This window comes from Pseudomonas sp. CGJS7, assembly GCF_036961695.1.
The window spans coordinates 128,676-144,346 of record NZ_JBAMDI010000004.1; the positions used below are offsets into that span (position 1 = coordinate 128,676).

General features: G+C 63.7%; 13 protein-coding genes. 7 read left to right on the top strand and 6 right to left on the bottom strand.

Annotated features, from left to right (window positions below; genetic code table 11):
* Window positions 1–87: 87 nt before the first annotated feature.
* A complete protein-coding gene (locus V7787_RS04665; RefSeq protein ID WP_198747065.1) occupies window positions 88–1,134 on the bottom strand; it encodes a class I SAM-dependent methyltransferase in 1,047 nt (348 codons plus the stop codon).
* 244 nt (window positions 1,135–1,378) lie between these two features.
* Between V7787_RS04665 and V7787_RS04670 the strand changes: the two genes are divergently transcribed.
* On the top strand, window positions 1,379–2,707 hold the full coding sequence (locus V7787_RS04670; protein ID WP_020191326.1) for a UDP-glucose dehydrogenase family protein: 1,329 nt from the start codon (window positions 1,379–1,381) through the stop codon (window positions 2,705–2,707).
* Between the two features lie 9 nt (window positions 2,708–2,716).
* Here the strand turns inward: V7787_RS04670 and mqo are convergent, their stop codons facing one another.
* Window positions 2,717–4,336 carry a malate dehydrogenase (quinone) gene (gene mqo / locus V7787_RS04675; RefSeq protein ID WP_198747066.1) on the bottom strand — a complete coding sequence of 540 codons (1,620 nt, stop codon included), beginning with the start codon at window positions 4,334–4,336 and terminating at the stop codon, window positions 2,717–2,719.
* A gap of 142 nt (window positions 4,337–4,478) precedes the next feature.
* Here mqo and V7787_RS04680 point away from each other — a divergent pair, with 142 nt between their 5' ends.
* Both V7787_RS04680 and V7787_RS04685 read left to right on the top strand, forming a co-directional pair.
* Window positions 4,479–5,699 (top strand): putative DNA modification/repair radical SAM protein, encoded by a 1,221-nt coding sequence (locus V7787_RS04680; protein ID WP_064490693.1) that lies wholly within the window; start codon window positions 4,479–4,481, stop codon window positions 5,697–5,699.
* Entirely contained in the window at window positions 5,690–6,538 is an 849-nt protein-coding gene (locus V7787_RS04685; protein WP_064490694.1) for a TIGR03915 family putative DNA repair protein, read from the top strand. The genes V7787_RS04680 and V7787_RS04685 overlap by 10 nt, the downstream gene beginning before the upstream one ends.
* Before the next feature lie 62 nt (window positions 6,539–6,600).
* On the opposite strand, the gene V7787_RS04690 is transcribed toward V7787_RS04685, so the two are convergent.
* The 3 genes from V7787_RS04690 to V7787_RS04700 form a co-directional block, all read right to left on the bottom strand.
* Window positions 6,601–7,572, bottom strand: a complete 972-nt coding sequence (locus V7787_RS04690; RefSeq protein WP_014861077.1) for a biotin-dependent carboxyltransferase family protein — start codon at window positions 7,570–7,572, stop codon at window positions 6,601–6,603.
* Window positions 7,569–8,456: a 5-oxoprolinase subunit B family protein gene (locus V7787_RS04695; RefSeq protein ID WP_049586156.1), complete on the bottom strand. Its 888-nt coding sequence runs from the start codon at window positions 8,454–8,456 to the stop codon at window positions 7,569–7,571. The genes V7787_RS04690 and V7787_RS04695 overlap by 4 nt, the downstream gene beginning before the upstream one ends.
* Window positions 8,457–8,548: 92 nt before the next feature.
* Window positions 8,549–9,307, bottom strand: a complete 759-nt coding sequence (locus V7787_RS04700; RefSeq protein WP_064490695.1) for a 5-oxoprolinase subunit PxpA — start codon at window positions 9,305–9,307, stop codon at window positions 8,549–8,551.
* A gap of 120 nt (window positions 9,308–9,427) precedes the next feature.
* Here V7787_RS04700 and V7787_RS04705 point away from each other — a divergent pair, with 120 nt between their 5' ends.
* The 4 genes from V7787_RS04705 (at window position 9,428) to V7787_RS04720 (ending at window position 14,116) form a co-directional block, all read left to right on the top strand.
* Window positions 9,428–10,345 (top strand): LysR family transcriptional regulator, encoded by a 918-nt coding sequence (locus V7787_RS04705; protein WP_010953821.1) that lies wholly within the window; start codon window positions 9,428–9,430, stop codon window positions 10,343–10,345.
* 191 nt (window positions 10,346–10,536) lie between these two features.
* On the top strand, window positions 10,537–12,603 hold the full coding sequence (gene treS / locus V7787_RS04710; protein WP_012052528.1) for a maltose alpha-D-glucosyltransferase: 2,067 nt from the start codon (window positions 10,537–10,539) through the stop codon (window positions 12,601–12,603).
* A gap of 172 nt (window positions 12,604–12,775) precedes the next feature.
* Complete coding sequence (locus tag V7787_RS04715; RefSeq protein WP_064490696.1) at window positions 12,776–13,405, top strand: riboflavin synthase; 630 nt, start codon at window positions 12,776–12,778, stop codon at window positions 13,403–13,405.
* Window positions 13,406–13,414: 9 nt separating this feature from the next.
* Window positions 13,415–14,116, top strand: coding sequence for a YoaK family protein (locus tag V7787_RS04720; RefSeq protein WP_064490697.1), 702 nt, complete (start codon window positions 13,415–13,417; stop codon window positions 14,114–14,116).
* Here the strand turns inward: V7787_RS04720 and proP are convergent, their stop codons facing one another.
* Window positions 14,117–15,619, bottom strand: a complete 1,503-nt coding sequence (proP, locus tag V7787_RS04725) for a glycine betaine/L-proline transporter ProP (RefSeq protein ID WP_064490698.1) — start codon at window positions 15,617–15,619, stop codon at window positions 14,117–14,119.
* Between the last annotated feature and the right edge of the window lie 52 nt (window positions 15,620–15,671).

The following is a 15,671-nucleotide window of genomic DNA, read 5'->3' on the forward strand; positions in this document are numbered from 1 at the left end:
CAGGTCCAGGATCGCCACAGCCCTGAAACAAGCACGTAACCTGTGGGAGCGGGCAAGCCCGCGAAGAGGCCGGCGCAAGATCACGCTCTACTTGCGGGCCTCCAGAATCAGGTTGAACGGCGTCTGCGTCGCCCGCCGGAAGCGGCTGAACCCCGCCTCCTCGAAGACGGCCCGCAATCGCGCCTCCCCGGCCTGCGCGCCCAACCCCAGCCCCACTTCCTGCGACAACGAATTGGGCGTGCAGATAAACGTCGACGCCGCATAGAACAAGCGCCCGACCGGTGTCAGGTTACCCTCCAGCGAGTCCTCGGCATACGGCTCAACCAGCATGACCGTGCCGTCAGCCTTCAAAGCACGGTAGGCATGCCGGGCTGCCCCGACCGGGTCACCCATGTCGTGCAGGCAATCGAAGAAGCACACCAGGTCATGGTCATGCCCCGGGTACTCCTTGGCGCTGGCCTGCTGGAAGCTCACCCGCCCCTCCAACCCCGCTTCCCGCGCACGCGCGTTGGCGGTGACGATCGAAGGCTGATGATAGTCGTACCCCACGAAGGTCGACGCCGGAAACGCCTGCGCCATCACCAGCGTCGAGGCACCATGACCGCAGCCCACGTCCGCCACCTTGGCGCCCGCCTGCAGCTTGGCCACCACACCCTCCAGTGCCGGCAGCCAATCCGCAACCAGGAAGGTGCGATACCCCGGCCGGAAAAACCGCTCGGTACCGCTGAACATGCACGGGTGGTGATCGCCCCAGGCCAACCCGCCATCGCCGCGCATGGCAGCTACCAGCTTGTCCTTGTCATGGAACAGCGCCGCCACCACTGCCGCGCCGCCGGCCATGTAGGCCGGGGAGTCCTCCAGCGCCAGGGCCATGGCCTGTTCTTCAGGCAGCACAAAACGACCCTTGTCATGGACCATGTAGCCCGATGCCGCCTGGGCATTCAACCATTCGCGCACCAGCCGCGGGTGGCAGCCGGTCTTTTCCGCCAGTTGCTCAGGGGTGGCCGCCTGGCTGTCGGCCATGGCCCGGTACAGCCCCAGTTCATCGCCGAGAATGACATTGGCCAGTGTCGCCGCCGCGCCCATGTCGCCCACCAGCTTGCCCATGAAATCGTGAAGCCTTGCCTCGTCCATGACCTGCCCTCCTCTGCAAGAAGGCCATCGCCAACGAGGGACGTCCGCTCCGGGAAGGCGGTGGTCGGTTCAAGGGTTTTCGTTCGCGGTACAACACGCAACTGCGAGCTGTCAGTAAGTTTAGATGCTCTGCCTGGGCGACGTGGAATAACGGCCATATGGTCCACGAGCATTTCCCTCAGGTCACAATTCCTAAACAACGATGTGACATTTTTTTTCAGCTTTCCTATCAAGGAGCTGTCAAATGAAGGTCACGGTTTTCGGAACCGGCTATGTCGGCCTGACCCAGGCGGTGTGCCTGGCCCAGGTAGGCCATTCGGTGTTGTGCATGGATGTCGATGCCGATCGGGTGGCCAGCCTGAGTGAAGGCCATTGCCCGATCTTCGAGCCCGGCCTTGCGCCGCTGCTGGAGAAGAACCTCGCCTGCGGTCGGCTACGCTTCACCACGGATGCCGCAGCCGCTGCCAACTATGCCCGGTTGCAGTTCATTGCCGTCGGTACCCCACCGCAAGCCGACGGCAGCGCCGACCTGAAGCACGTTTTCGCCGTGGTCGACAGCATCCTCGAACACGCTGACGGGCCCAAAGTAATCGTCAACAAGTCCACCGTGCCGGTGGGTACGGTACACCGCATCAAGGCACGCATCGCCCAGGCCGTGGCCGATACCAGCCGCTTCCAGGTGATCAGCAACCCGGAGTTTCTCAAGGAGGGGTCTGCGGTGGATGACTGCATGCGCCCCCAGCGCATCATCATCGGCGGCGCAGAAGCGGCCGAAGTGGAGTTGCTACGCGAGCTTTACCTGCCGTTCAACCGCAACCGCGAAAAGTTCATGGTCATGGACGCGCGCAGTGCCGAGCTGACCAAGTACGCAGCCAATTGCATGCTGGCCACCAAGATTTCCTTCATCAACGAGATCGCCAACCTGGCCGAGCACCTGGGGGCCGACATCGAAATGGTGCGCCGTGGCATCGGCTCGGACCCGCGCATCGGTTACGACTTCATCTACGCCGGCTGCGGTTTTGGCGGCTCGTGCTTCCCCAAAGACCTGCAAGCCCTGCGCCACAGTGCCGAGGCGGAAGGCTTCGAGACACAGTTGCTGCGCGCAGTAGAGTCGGTCAACGAGCAGCAGAAGGGCCGGCTGTTCAGCAAGATCCAGCGCCATTACCCCGGCGGCCTGCGGGGCAAGGTGTTTGCCCTGTGGGGCTTGTCGTTCAAGCCCAATACCAATGATATCCGCGAAGCCTCCAGCCGGGTCCTGCTGGAAGCATTGTGGGCCGCGGGCGCGCGGGTGCAGGCTCACGACCCTCAGGCCATGGAAGAAATCCGGCGCCACTACGGCCCGCGTGCCGACCTGCAACTGGTGCCCTGCAAGGACGATGCGTTGCGGGGCGCCGATGCCCTGGTGATCGTCACCGAATGGCAGGACTACCGTGTGCTCAACCTGGACGAGGTGCCGCAGCAGCTGGCCGACCGGGTGGTGTTCGATGGCCGCAACCTGTACGAACCCGAGCACATGGCCTCGGCAGGGCTGACTTACTACGGCATCGGACGTGGCAAGATTGCGCCAGCTTGACTGCAATGATTACCGGCTGGCCACTCCCTGGCTGTCAGCCGGCCTTATCGACTCAGGGCGCTGCGGACTGACAGGCGGCTCAAGCTGCAGCACCTCGTTGGTGTATGCCCACTCCTTCTCTAGCTGATCCGGGTGGTCGTTCAGGCGGATGCCATAGGACGGGATGATCTGTTTGATCTTGACCTGCCACTCGGGCGACGCCACCTTGTTCTTGAACACCTTGTTCAACACATCGAGCATGATAGGCGCAGCGGTCGACGCACCGGGAGAAGCCCCCAGCAAGCCGGCGATACTGCCGTCCCTGGACGTCACCACCTCGGTACCGAGCTTGAGCACGCCGCCCAACGCTTCGTCTTTCTTGATGATTTGCACCCGCTGGCCCGCCTGCCACAGCCGCCAGTCTTCTTTCTTCGCCTCGGGGAAGTAGGTGCGCAGCGCTTCGAAGCGGTCATCGTCCGATTGCAGCACCTGCCCGATCAGGTACTGCACCAGGTCGAACTCGCGTACCCCTACCCGCACCATCGGCCAGGCATTGTGCACGCTTGTACTGGCGAGCAGGTCAAGCAATGAGCCCTGCTTGAGGAATTTGGTCGAGAAGGTGGCGAACGGCCCAAACAGGATCAGGCGCTTGCCATCAAGTACCCGGGTGTCCAGGTGCGGCACCGACATGGGCGGCGCACCGGTTGCGGCAATGCCATAGGCCTTGGCCATGTGGCGCTGGGCGATAGCCGGGTTGTCAGTGACCAGGAACGAGCCACCGACCGGGAAGCCGCCATAGTCCTTGGCCTCGTCGATACCCGACTTCTGCAGCAGCGGCAGTGCCGCCCCGCCAGCGCCGATGAACAGGAACCGGGCATCGGTGGCTGCCTTGCTGCCATTCTTCAGATTCTTGTACTCGACGTGCCAAGAACCGTCGTCGTTACGGGTAATGTCCTGCACTTCGCTCGACAGCTTGAGATCGAAGTTCGGCCGCGTCTGCAGGTAACCCACATATTGCCGGGTGATCTCGCCAAAGTTGACGTCGGTGCCGATCGGCGTCCAGGTCACGGCCAGCTTCTGGTTGGGATCGCGGCCTTCCATCATCAGCGGGACCCATTTGCGGATCTGCTCGTGGTCTTCGGAGTACTGCATGGGCTTGAACAACGGGCTGGCTTGCAGGGCCTCGTAGCGTTTTTTAAGGAAACGAATGTTGTCATCGCCCCAGACAAAGCTCATGTGCGGGGTGGTGTTGATGAACGAATGCGGGTTTTTCAGCACGCCCTGTTTCACTTGCCAGGCAAGAAACTGCCGGGTCACCTGGAAGGATTCGTTGATTTCCACCGCTTTGCTGATGTCGATCTTGCCGTCTTTTTCCGGCGTGTAGTTCAGCTCAGCCAGGGCTGAGTGGCCGGTACCTGCATTGTTCCAGCCGTTGGAGCTTTCTTCGGCCACCTTGTCCAGGCGCTCGACCATTTCCATCGACCAGCCGGGTTCCAGTTCGTTGAGCCACACAGCCAAGGTGGAACTCATGATGCCGCCGCCTACCAGCAGCACATCGACCTTTCGGATTTCTGCAGCCTGGGCATTGAGCATAGCGATTGCCCACGCCAGACCGGCCAGCGCCAATGTTGGCTTGATGGTGATCTTCATAACCTCTCCCATGCCTCGTTGCCCTGCAAGACTCAGCCAAAGCTTAGCTGACGGTTAGGGTCGGGCATGGCTGGCGCAAACTGCTTGCAATCCATCAAATCTCAAAATACTGTATGAATACTCAGTATTGCGAGACAGCGCCATGCAACTCATCGCCAAACTCGGCATCCTGGCCGACGCCGCCAAGTACGACGCGTCCTGCGCCAGCAGCGGCGCGCCCAAGCGTAACTCGCGGGGCGCTGACGGCCTGGGTGCCACCAACGGCATGGGTATCTGTCACAGCTACACCCCCGACGGCCGCTGCGTATCACTGCTCAAGGTACTGCTGACCAACTTCTGCCTGTACGACTGCCAGTACTGCGTCAACCGCCGCTCCAGCAACGTGCCGCGCGCACGCTTCAGCCCCGAGGAAGTGGTGCGCCTGACCCTGGACTTCTACCGGCGCAATTGCATCAGCGGCCTGTTCCTCAGCTCTGGCATCATCCGCTCGGCGGACTACACCATGGAGCAGCTGATCCGTGTGGCCCGGCTGTTGCGCGAAGAAAACAGCTTCCGCGGCTACATCCACCTCAAGGCCATCCCCGATGCCGACCCGCTGCTGATCGAAGAGGCCGGGCGCCTGGCCGACCGCCTCAGTGTCAACATCGAACTGCCCACCGACGCCAGCCTCAAGCGCCTGGCGCCGGAAAAGCAAGGGCACACCATTCGCCAGGCCATGGGCGTGATTCATCAGGGCCAGCAGGCCGTGGCCAACGAGCCCAGGGCGCCGCGCTTTACCCCGGCCGGGCAGAGCACCCAAGTCATCGTCGGCGCCGACAGCACCGACGACAGTACCTTGCTGCGCAATGCCGAGTCGCTGTACCAGGGCTACGGCCTCAAGCGCGTGTACTACTCTGCCTTCAGCCCGATCCCCGACAGCCCCGGCAGCGTGCCCCTCGCCGCACCACCGCTGCTGCGCGAACACCGCCTGTATCAAGCCGACTTCCTGCTGCGTGGCTATGGCTACAAGGCTGGCGAGCTGCTGGGCCACAGCGGTAACCTGGCACTGGACATCGACCCCAAGCTAGCCTGGGCGCTGGCCAACCGCGAAGTCTTCCCGCTGGACGTGAACCGCGCGGAACCTGCGCTACTGGCGCGTATCCCCGGCATCGGCCTGCGCAGCGTACAGCGCCTGGTCGCCCTGCGGCGGGAGCGGCGCATCCGTTATGACGACCTGATCCAGCTGCGCTGCGTGCTGGACAAGGCACGGCCGTTCATCGTCACCAGCGACTACCGCCCCGCCCAGGCCGAGCTGCGCAGCGGCTTGCTGCGAGCGCGCTTGAGTGAGCCGCCAGCGCCCGTGCAGATGGGGTTATGGGGGTGATCGCACTCGACTGCGACGACCTGTTCAGCACCTGGCGCGAGCAGGCCCGGGGGTTGTTGAGCCATGGCATCGACCCGTCGGAAGTCACCTGGTCGCAAGGCCCGATGGCTGACCTGCTGGCCGTGCCGGCTGCGCCGCCTGAAGGGCCTGGCCCTTTCCGGGCCAAAGTCCCGGCCGCACTGCTGAGCCAGTTGGAGCAGGCCTCTCGCTACCGTGGCGAGCAGCGCTGGAACCTGCTGTATGAAGTGCTGTGGCGCGTCGCCCATGGCGACCGCACGGCAATGCTGGCCGGTGACCGGCTGGGCAGTGAGCTGCAACGGCGCATCAAGCAGGTAACCCGCGAGGCGCATCACTTGCACGCGTTTGTACGCTTCGTGCCGTTGCCTGAGGAACTGGCTGAGCACTTGCAGCTGGATCTGGTGGCCTATCACGAGCCGGCACACGACATTCTGCACAGTGCCAGCGCGCATTTTGCCGATCGCCTGGGGCGTTTGCGCTGGTTGATTGCCACGCCACAGGATGGCATTCGCTTCGACGGCCAGTCGTTCGACTACCAGCGACAGTGCCCCGAGCCCTGGCGCCAGTGGGCCCGCAACGCCGAAGACCCCGGCGCCGAACTCTGGCGCACCTACTACCGCCATACCTTCAACCCGGCCCGCCTCAACCCGGATGCCTTGCGCCTGCACATGCCAGGGCGGTTCTGGCGGCATTTGCCGGAAGGCATGCTGATACCGCAGCTTGAAGGCCTGGCGCGCCAAGGCAAACAGCGGGACGGCCAAGCCCTTGAGGTGGCCTCGCAAACCGGCAAGACCATCAGTAAGCCTGCGCGCTCGGTGTAGCCGCGGAGCCTGTTGCGGCCCCGTCGAGACACAAGGCCGCAGCTACAGCGAAAACATCATGCTCAACTGAAGAGCCTGGCCAGGCAGGCCAGCTTCTTCTTGTACGAACGCCGCGCCTCCAGTGCCTGCTCCAGGCTCACCGGCAGGAACCGCGCCTGCTGGTTGGGCTGCATCTGCCCGATCAGGTCGAGGTCGGCACTGATCACCGTGCCGATCATGGCGTAGCCGCCCCCCGACACTGCATCGCGATGCAGGATGATCGGTTCCAACCCTGCCGGCACCTGGATCGATCCGATCGGGTAGCAGCTGTCGACGATATTGGACGGGTCCGACCCCGCACCGAACGGCTGCTCGCGCGGTTGGAAACTCAAGGCGCTGCCGCCTTTGTAGCGATAACCGATACGGTCCGCTTCGGAGCCAACGGTCCAGGCGTCGGTGAAGAAACGTTGCGCTGCAGCTTCGGTCAGGCGGTGGAAGTACAGCCCAGGCACCACCCGCAACACCACCTCGCCCCCCAGGGCCTGACGCAGGGCCATGGGCAAACTTGCACCGGCACGGGTCTTGCCGCTGGGCACGCCGACCGGCAGCAGGTCGCCCGCCATCAGTTTGCGCCCATGAAAGCCACCCAACGCGCCCAGCGCGTAGGTGGACCGGCTACCCAGTACCTCGGGCACATCGATGCCTCCGGCCACTGCCAGGTAGGCCCGGGCGCCCGCTGTTGGAAAGCCGAAACGCAACACTTGCCCGGCCCGCACGGCAAACGCAGTGTCCGGGCGCTGCTCGCGGCCATCGAGCAACGCTGGCATCTGCGCACCGCACACAGCGACCAGTGCGTCCTGCTGGAACTCCAGCTCCGGCCCCACCAGCGCACACTCCAGGCCCGCAGCGCCGGCCGGGTTGCCCACCAGGTGATTGGCTGCGCTCAAGGCGTACTGGTCGAGTGCGCCGGACGGTGGGATACCCAGGTGGTAGTAACCTTCGCGGCCCAGGTCCTGTACAGAAGTGGCCAGCCCCGGTTTGAGTACCTTGATCATGCCAGCACCTCCTGCAACGATTTGGGGTAGCCGACCGGGTCGGCGAGGAAGGCGTCCAGGGAAAACGCCACCGGGCGAATGCGCAGGTCGAAGCAGCCATCCTCCACTTCCGCCACCGCCTGGTCGTAGGTGCGGCGGTCGATAGGCTTGAACTGCACGATGTCACCCGGGCGGAAGAACACCATGTGCTCTTTCAGGTAATTCAAGGTCTGCTGCGGGTCGTAGATCGGTGCCGGGGTGACGCCGAACATCTGGTAGCCCCCCGCCCCGCGCACCGAGTAGATGCAACCAAAGCAGCCGCCATGGCCCAGGGTGAGCTTGGGCGTGTCGGTACGGGGTCGCAGGTACTTGGGCACCTGCAGCTGCCGCTCGCGCTCGACCATCTGGAACATGAACGGCAGGCCGGCGACAAAGCCCACCATCGACACGAACCATGGCGCGCCACTGTGGGCGGCGATGAAGGCCTCGACATCGGCCAGGCCGTTGATGCGCGCGGCGTACTCCAGGTCAGTGCTGGTCGGGTCCTGGTGGCGATCCCGAAAGCGCATCAGGGTTTCATGGGTCCAGGGGTCGTTGTACAGCACCGGGATCTCGATGATCCGCGTCTGCAACGAACGCTCGGCCACCGCCTGCGCCTCGGCGCCGCGCACGGCTTCGAGCAGTGCCTCGGGGGCGATACGGTCCGGGTCGAAGCGGACCTGGAACGACGCATTGGCCAGGCACACATCAAGTACGCCATCCAGGGCCATGCGCTCCACCGCACGGGTGACGGCCATACCCTTGAAAAAGGCCTCCAGCGACATGCTTTCGCTGACTTCGGCAAACAGGTGCTCGTCGGCGCCGAAGCTGTAACGGATCGGGGTTGTAGCAAGCGGTTCGGCCATGACAGTTCCTTTTCTTGAAATCTTTATAGAAAGGCAGGCGAAAACAAGATGCACGGGCTCCGGCGTGTCGGTTTGCCGGATGCCTGACGGGTTCAGCGCGGTGCCCGCACCACGATGCCGGCCGCATCCAGTGCCCTGCGCGTGGCCTCGACCAGGTCCAGCGCGCCCGGGGTGTCACTGTGCAGGCAAATGGAATCGAATTCGATCGCCAGGTCCTGGCCTTCGACCGTGCGCACCACGCCTTGCCGGCAAGCACGCAGCACCCGCTCGGCAACGGCCTGGGGCTCGTAGCCACGCACATTGCGGGTAAACACGATCGACCCGCTCAGGTCGTACTCGCGGTCGGCATAGAACTCGCGAATCACCGGCTGCCCCAGTTCCTGGGCAATGCGACAGATCACCGAACCTGGCATGCAGAACAGCAGCAGTTCCGGCTCGATCACCCGCAGGTTTTCCACCAGCAAGCGCGCGGCTTCTTCGTCACGCGCCAGGTGCATGTACAACGCCCCGTGCGGTTTGATGTGCTGCAGACGCACGCCCTGGGCACGGGCGATTTCACGCAACGCGCCCAATTGATAGAGCATGTCGTCCACCAGTTCCTGCGCCGAGGCATTGATATGCCGGCGGCCAAAGCCGACCAGGTCACGGAACCCCGGGTGTGCCCCCACAGCAACGCCCAGTGCCTTGGCGCGCTCGACGGTGCGGCGCATGGTGCCGGGGTCGCCGGCGTGGAAACCGGTGGCGATGTTGGCGCTGCTGATGTAGCCCATCAGTTCGTGATCGACGCCATCGCCAATGGTCCACGGGCCAAAGCCCTCCCCCATGTCCGAGTTGAAATCCACTGCTTGCATGACCGCGTCTCCTGGCACTTGTGACTGCATGCAAGCCACGTTAGATTCTCTGCACCCCCTTGGGAAGATCTATAAACAGATGGGGTACCTTCTGAAAAACAGATACCCCGGGAGCCTACCGTGTCACTCACCCTGCGCCAGGTCCGCTACTTCGTTGCCACCGCTGAAATCGGCCAGATCTCCCAAGCGGCGATCCACCTGAACATCTCCCAGTCGGCAGTGACCACAGCCATCAAGGAGCTGGAAGCGATGCTCGGCGTGCTGTTGTTCCAGCGCTCGGCCCAAGGCATGAGCCTGACCGAAGCCGGCCGCCACTTCTTGAACCGTGCCTACGTCATCCTGCGCAGTGTCGACGATGCGTTGAACAGCCCGCTACCGGACGTGCGTGCCAGTGGCCTGTTGCGCCTGGCGGCGAGTTACACGGTGATCGGCTACTTCCTGCCACACCACTTGCAGCGCCTGGAGCACTGGCATCCAGGCGTGACCCTGGAGCTGTACGAGCAGGAGCGCAGCGCCATCGAGCAAGGCCTGCTGGAGGGGCGTTTTGACATGGCGGTGGTGCTCACCGCCAACCTCACCCACCCCGACATCGTCTCGGAAACCCTGTTCAACTCCGAGCGCCGGCTGTGGCTGCCCGGGCATCACCCGCTGTGCGAGCGCTCGGCCGTGAGCCTGGCCGAGGTGGCCTGTGAGCCGTTCATCCTGTTGACCGTGGATGAGGCCGAGCAAAGTGCCATGCGCTACTGGGAGCAGGCCGGGCAACGACCAAGCGTAAGGGTGCGGACCAGTTCGGTGGAGGCCGTGCGCAGCATGGTCGCCAATGGCAGCGGTGTGGCGATCCTGTCGGACCTGGTGCACCGGCCGTGGTCGCTGGAGGGCAAGCGCATCGAGACGGTGACCATCAGCGACCCGGTCACACCGATGAGCGTGGGGTTGGCCTGGCACCGGGAACGGGCATTCAGCCCGGCGATGCAGGCGGTGCGCAATTACTTCCATGATGCGTTTCTGGCACCGCAGCAGTTGTCGGCCCGGCGCTGATCCTGCCTTTGCAGGCCCGGCCTCTTCGCGGGCGCGCCCGCTCCCAAAGGTGCAGCGCAAATCTTCAGCGGTATGACAGCCTGTGGGAGCGGGCAAGCCCGCGAAGAAACCAACACCCATCTCGGGCCGAACGTTCAGGCCGCAGCGCCGTCATAACCTGAGCCGGTGCCGACACGCAAAGAGGACGCGAAATGACCCAGCCCGACCCGTCGTACGTCAAATGGCTCGAAGACCGCGCCATGCTCAAGGCCTCCCAGGCGCGCGCCAGCCTGTACTCAGGCCAGTCGCGCCTGTGGCAACAACCGTACGCCGAGGCCCAGCCCCGCCGCGCCACCGAAATCGCCTCGGTGTGGCTGACCGTCTACCCCGACGCCATCATCGCGCCCGAGGGCTGCTCGGTACTCGGTGCCCTGGCCCACGAAGCGTTGTGGAAGCGCCTGTCGGAGATCGGCGTACAGGGCCTGCACACGGGCCCGATCAAACTGTCCGGTGGCATCCGCGGCCGCGAACTCACCCCCAGTGTGGACGGCAACTTCGACCGCATCAGCTTCGACATCGACCCGCTGTACGGCAGCGAGCAGGAACTGATCCAGATGAGCCGCATGGCCGCTGCGCACAATGCCGTGACCATCGACGACCTGATCCCCTCGCACACCGGCAAGGGCGCCGACTTCCGCCTGGCCGAGATCGCCCATGGCCCCTACCCGGGGCTGTACCACATGGTCGAGATCCGCGAAGAAGACTGGACGCTGCTGCCCGAGGTGCCCGCCGGGCGCGATGCGGTCAATTTACTGCCAGCTCAGTGTGACGAGCTGAAGGCGCGCCATTACATCGTTGGCCAACTGCAGCGGGTAATCTTCTTCGAGCCGGGCGTGAAGGAAACCGACTGGAGCGCCACGCCGCCGATCACAGGCGTCGACGGCAAGACCCGCCGCTGGGTGTACCTGCATTACTTCAAGGAAGGCCAGCCCTCGCTGAACTGGCTGGACCCTACCTTCGCCGCCCAACAAATGATCATTGGTGACGCGTTGCACGCGCTGGACTGCCTGGGTGCACGCGGCCTGCGCCTGGACGCCAACGGCTTTCTCGGCGTGGAAACCCGCGCCAGCGGCACCGCCTGGTCGGAAAGCCACCCGCTGTCGCTCGTCGGCAACCAGCTGATCGGTGGCATGATCCGCAAGGCCGGCGGTTTCAGCTTCCAGGAGCTGAACCTGACCCTCGATGACATTGCGCAGATGTCCAGAGGCGGTGCCGACCTGTCCTACGATTTCATTACCCGGCCGGCCTACCAGCATGCGCTGCTGACGGGCGACACCGAGTTCCTGCGCCTGATGCTCAAGGAGATGCACGCCTTCGGCATCGACCCGGCCTCGCTGATCCATGCCCTGCAAAACCATGACGAGCTGACCGTGGAGCTGGTGCACTTCTGGACACTGCACGCGCACGACATGTACCTGTACAAGGGCCAGACCCTGCCTGGCAGCATCCTGCGCGAACATATCCGTGAAGAGATCTACGAACGGCTGTCGGGAGAACATGCGCCGTACAACCTGCGCTTCGTGACCAACGGCATTGCCTGCACCACCGCCAGCCTGATCGCCGCTGCACTGGGTATTCGCGACCTCGAACAGATTGGCGCAACGGATATCGAATTGATCAAGAAGGTGCACCTGCTGCTGGTCATGTACAACGCCATGCAGCCGGGGGTAGTCGCCTTGTCCGGCTGGGACCTGGTCGGTGCCCTGCCCTTGCCCGCCGAAGCGGTGGCCGAACGCATGCTCGACGGCGATACCCGCTGGATTCACCGAGGCGGCTATGACCTGGCCGGGCTTGACCCACAGGCGGTGGCTTCGGTGCGTGGCATGCCGCGTGCCCGGTCGCTTTACGGCAGCCTCGACAGCCAGCTGGACGAGGGTGATTCATTTGCCTGCCAGGTGAAGAAACTGCTGGCTGTGCGCCAGGCCTACGGCATCGCCACCAGCCGTCAGGTGCTGGTACCTGAGGTACGCAGCCCAGGGCTGCTGGTGATGGTGCATGAGTTGCCAGCCGGGCGTGGTATCCAGATCACTGCGCTGAACTTCGGCCAGGAGGCAATTGCCGAGGAACTGCTGTTGACCGGCTTCACACCTGGGCCGGTGGTCGACATGATCAACGAGACGGTCGAAGGCGATTTGACCGAGGACGGGCGCCTGATGGTGAACCTGGACCCCTACGAGGCGCTGTGCCTGCGGATCGTCAACAGCAGCGGGCATGTTTGAATCTGGCGTGGCCCTGCCGTCGGCAAACCGGTTTCGCCCGCAAGCACGCCGCCTGCCCCGCGCAGGCGCCAGACTCGCAAGCCGGCTTGCCAGCCAAGAAGCCGGTCTTGCATTTACGGCGCTACGGGCATAGCGTTCGGAAGTTTTCTTTTCCGTGCCCAGGAGCAACTCCATGTACACCGGCATCGTCCAGGCCGTCCGCCCTCTGCTTGATGTGACCACCTACCCGGGCCACAACCAATTCACCATCGACCTCACCCCGGAACTGCTCGACGAACTGAAAATCGGTGCCAGCGTCAGTGTCGAAGGTACCTGCCTGTCCGTGACCGAAATCGACGGCAGCCAGGTCAGGTTCGACGCCATGACCGCTACCCTCGAACGCACCAATCTGAGCAGCTTCAAGCCTGGCCGGAGCGTGAACATCGAACGCTCAGCGAAGATGAACGCCGAAGTCGGCGGCCACCTGATGGCCGGCCACATCGCCACCACCGCCGAGATCGTCGAGCTGTCGATCAAGGAAACCGGCGCCTTCATCAAGTTCCGCATGCCGCCGCGATGGGGCAAGTACGTGTTCCCGCGCGGTTTCATCGGGGTCAATGGCTGCAGCCTGACGGTCGCTGACGTGGAGGATAACGTGATCACCATCAACCTGATCCCGGAAACCCTGCGTCAGACTACCTTCGCCAGCTACCACACAGGTGAACTGCTCAACATCGAGGTCGACCATCAGACCATGGTGCTGGTCGATGTGGTAGAGCGCACCATCAAAGGTACCCTGGCCCGCGAAAAACTGCTGCCCTGAGGCCTGCACATGCTCCCTAACGCCCTCCCCGCGCGCTCAGCCAGGCGTTTGCGCCTGCAGGTAATGCGTGGTCGCGTCGGCCTCGGCCTGGTCGCCGCCCTGTCGGTGCTGGCCGGCATGACCGATGCCATCGGCTTGCTGGCACTGGGCGATTTCGTGTCGTTCATGAGTGGCAACACCACACGCCTGGCGGTGGCCATCAGTGAAGCTGACCTGGCCCTTGTGCTACGCCTCAGTGGCGCCGTACTGGGCTTCGTTGCGGGCAATGCGCTGGGTGTGCTCCTGGCTCGCGGATTGCGCCGTCGAGCCTGGCCGGTGCTGTTGGTGGTTGCCGCACTGCTGGCTTTCGCGGCAGCGTGGCCGTTGCCGGCCACCTTCCCTGCGCTGTTGGCGGCCACGCTGGCCATGGGCATGATCAATGCGGTCGTGGAACAGGTGAATGGCCTGCCCATTGGCCTGACTTACGTGACGGGCGCCCTGTCGCGTTTCGGCCGCGGCCTGGGGCGTTGGCTGCTGGGCGAGCGGCGCAATGGCTGGCGGGTCCAGTTGATACCTTGGGCCGGGATGTTGCTGGGCGCCGCGCTCGGCGCCTGGTTGCAACAACACCTGGGCCTGCAGGCGCTGGCCGGCAGTTGTGCGCTGGCCTGCGTGCTGGCATTGGTATCGCGGTTCATACCGCGTTCCTGGCAGCGTGGCTACATGCCGCGCTGATCATTCGATACGCGGGTGCTGCTGTGCCAGTTTTTCGCGCTTGGCTTCCAACTCGGCGATCTGCGCATCGATGTCCTCGATCTTCTGCTCGATGTTGTCGTGGTGCTCCTGCAGCAGTTCACGCGCCTCTTCGATGTCTGACGCCGCGGGTGCGGCGCCGCGCAGGGGCTTGTTGGCGGTTTCCTTCATGGTCAGGCCGGTGACCAGGCCGACAGCAGCGATCACCATCAAGTAATAGGCAGGCATGTACAGGTCGTTTGTGGTCTCCACCAGCCACGCAGCGAGGGTTGGGGTAAGGCCGGCGATCAGCACCGAGATGTTGAAGGCGCTGGCCAGGGCGCTGTAACGGATGTGCGTGGGGAACATGGCCGGCAGCGTCGAGGCCATCACGCCGATGAAGAAGTTCAGCAGCACGGCAATGATCAGCAGGCCGGCGAAAATAAGCCCAAGCACCCCACTGTTGATCAGCATGAATGCCGGAATGGCCAAGGCCAGCAGGCCGACACTGCCGACGATGATGAACGGCCGTCGGCCAAACTTGTCGCTGAGCAGGCCGATGATCGGCTGCACGAACAGCATGCCGACCATGATCGCGATGATGATCAGCACGCCATGGTCTTCGCTATAGTGCAGGTTGTGCGACAGGTAGCTGGGCATGTAGGTAAGCAGCATGTAGTAGGTGACGTTGGTGGCAATCACCACGCCGATGCAGGTCACCAGGCTGCGCCAGTGCTGGGTGGCCACCTCCTTGAACGACACCTTGGGCCCGGACGCCAGGCCTTCACGATCGCCCTGCTCCAGCTTGTCGACGTGCTGCTGGAACGCAGGTGTTTCTTCCAGCGCATTGCGCAGGTAAAGGCCGATGATGCCCAGCGGCAGGGCCAGGAAGAACGGCAGGCGCCAGCCCCATTCGAGGAACTTTTCTTCACCCAGCACCGTGGAAATGAGCACCACCACCCCTGCGCCCAGGACAAAGCCGGCAATCGAACCGAAATCCAGCCAGCTGCCGAGAAAGCCGCGCTTGCGGTCAGGCGCGTACTCGGCAACGAAGATCGAGGCACCGGTGTATTCGCCACCCACCGAAAAGCCCTGGGCCATCTTGGCCAGCAGCAACAGGATCGGCGCCCAGATACCAATGCTTGCATAGGACGGTATCAGGCCGATGGCGAAGGTGCTCAGGGACATGATCACGATGGTCGCGGCGAGGATTTTCTGCCGCCCGAACCTGTCGCCCAAGGCGCCGAAGAACAACCCGCCAAGAGGCCGGATCAGGAACGGCACCGAGAAGGTGGCCAAGGCCGCGATCATTTGCACGCTGGGGTCGGCGTTGGGGAAAAACACCTTGCCCAAGGCATAAGCGACGAAGCCATATACCCCAAAGTCGAACCACTCCATGGCGTTGCCCAGCGCGGCGGCTGTGATCGCCTTCTTCATCTTGGCGTCGTCGACGATGGTAATGTCCTTCAGGCCGATTGGCTGGACGCTTTTCTTGCGAGGTTTCATACCCGTATCCCTGTCGATGAATGCTCTAAGGGATCAGATACAACAGGACACT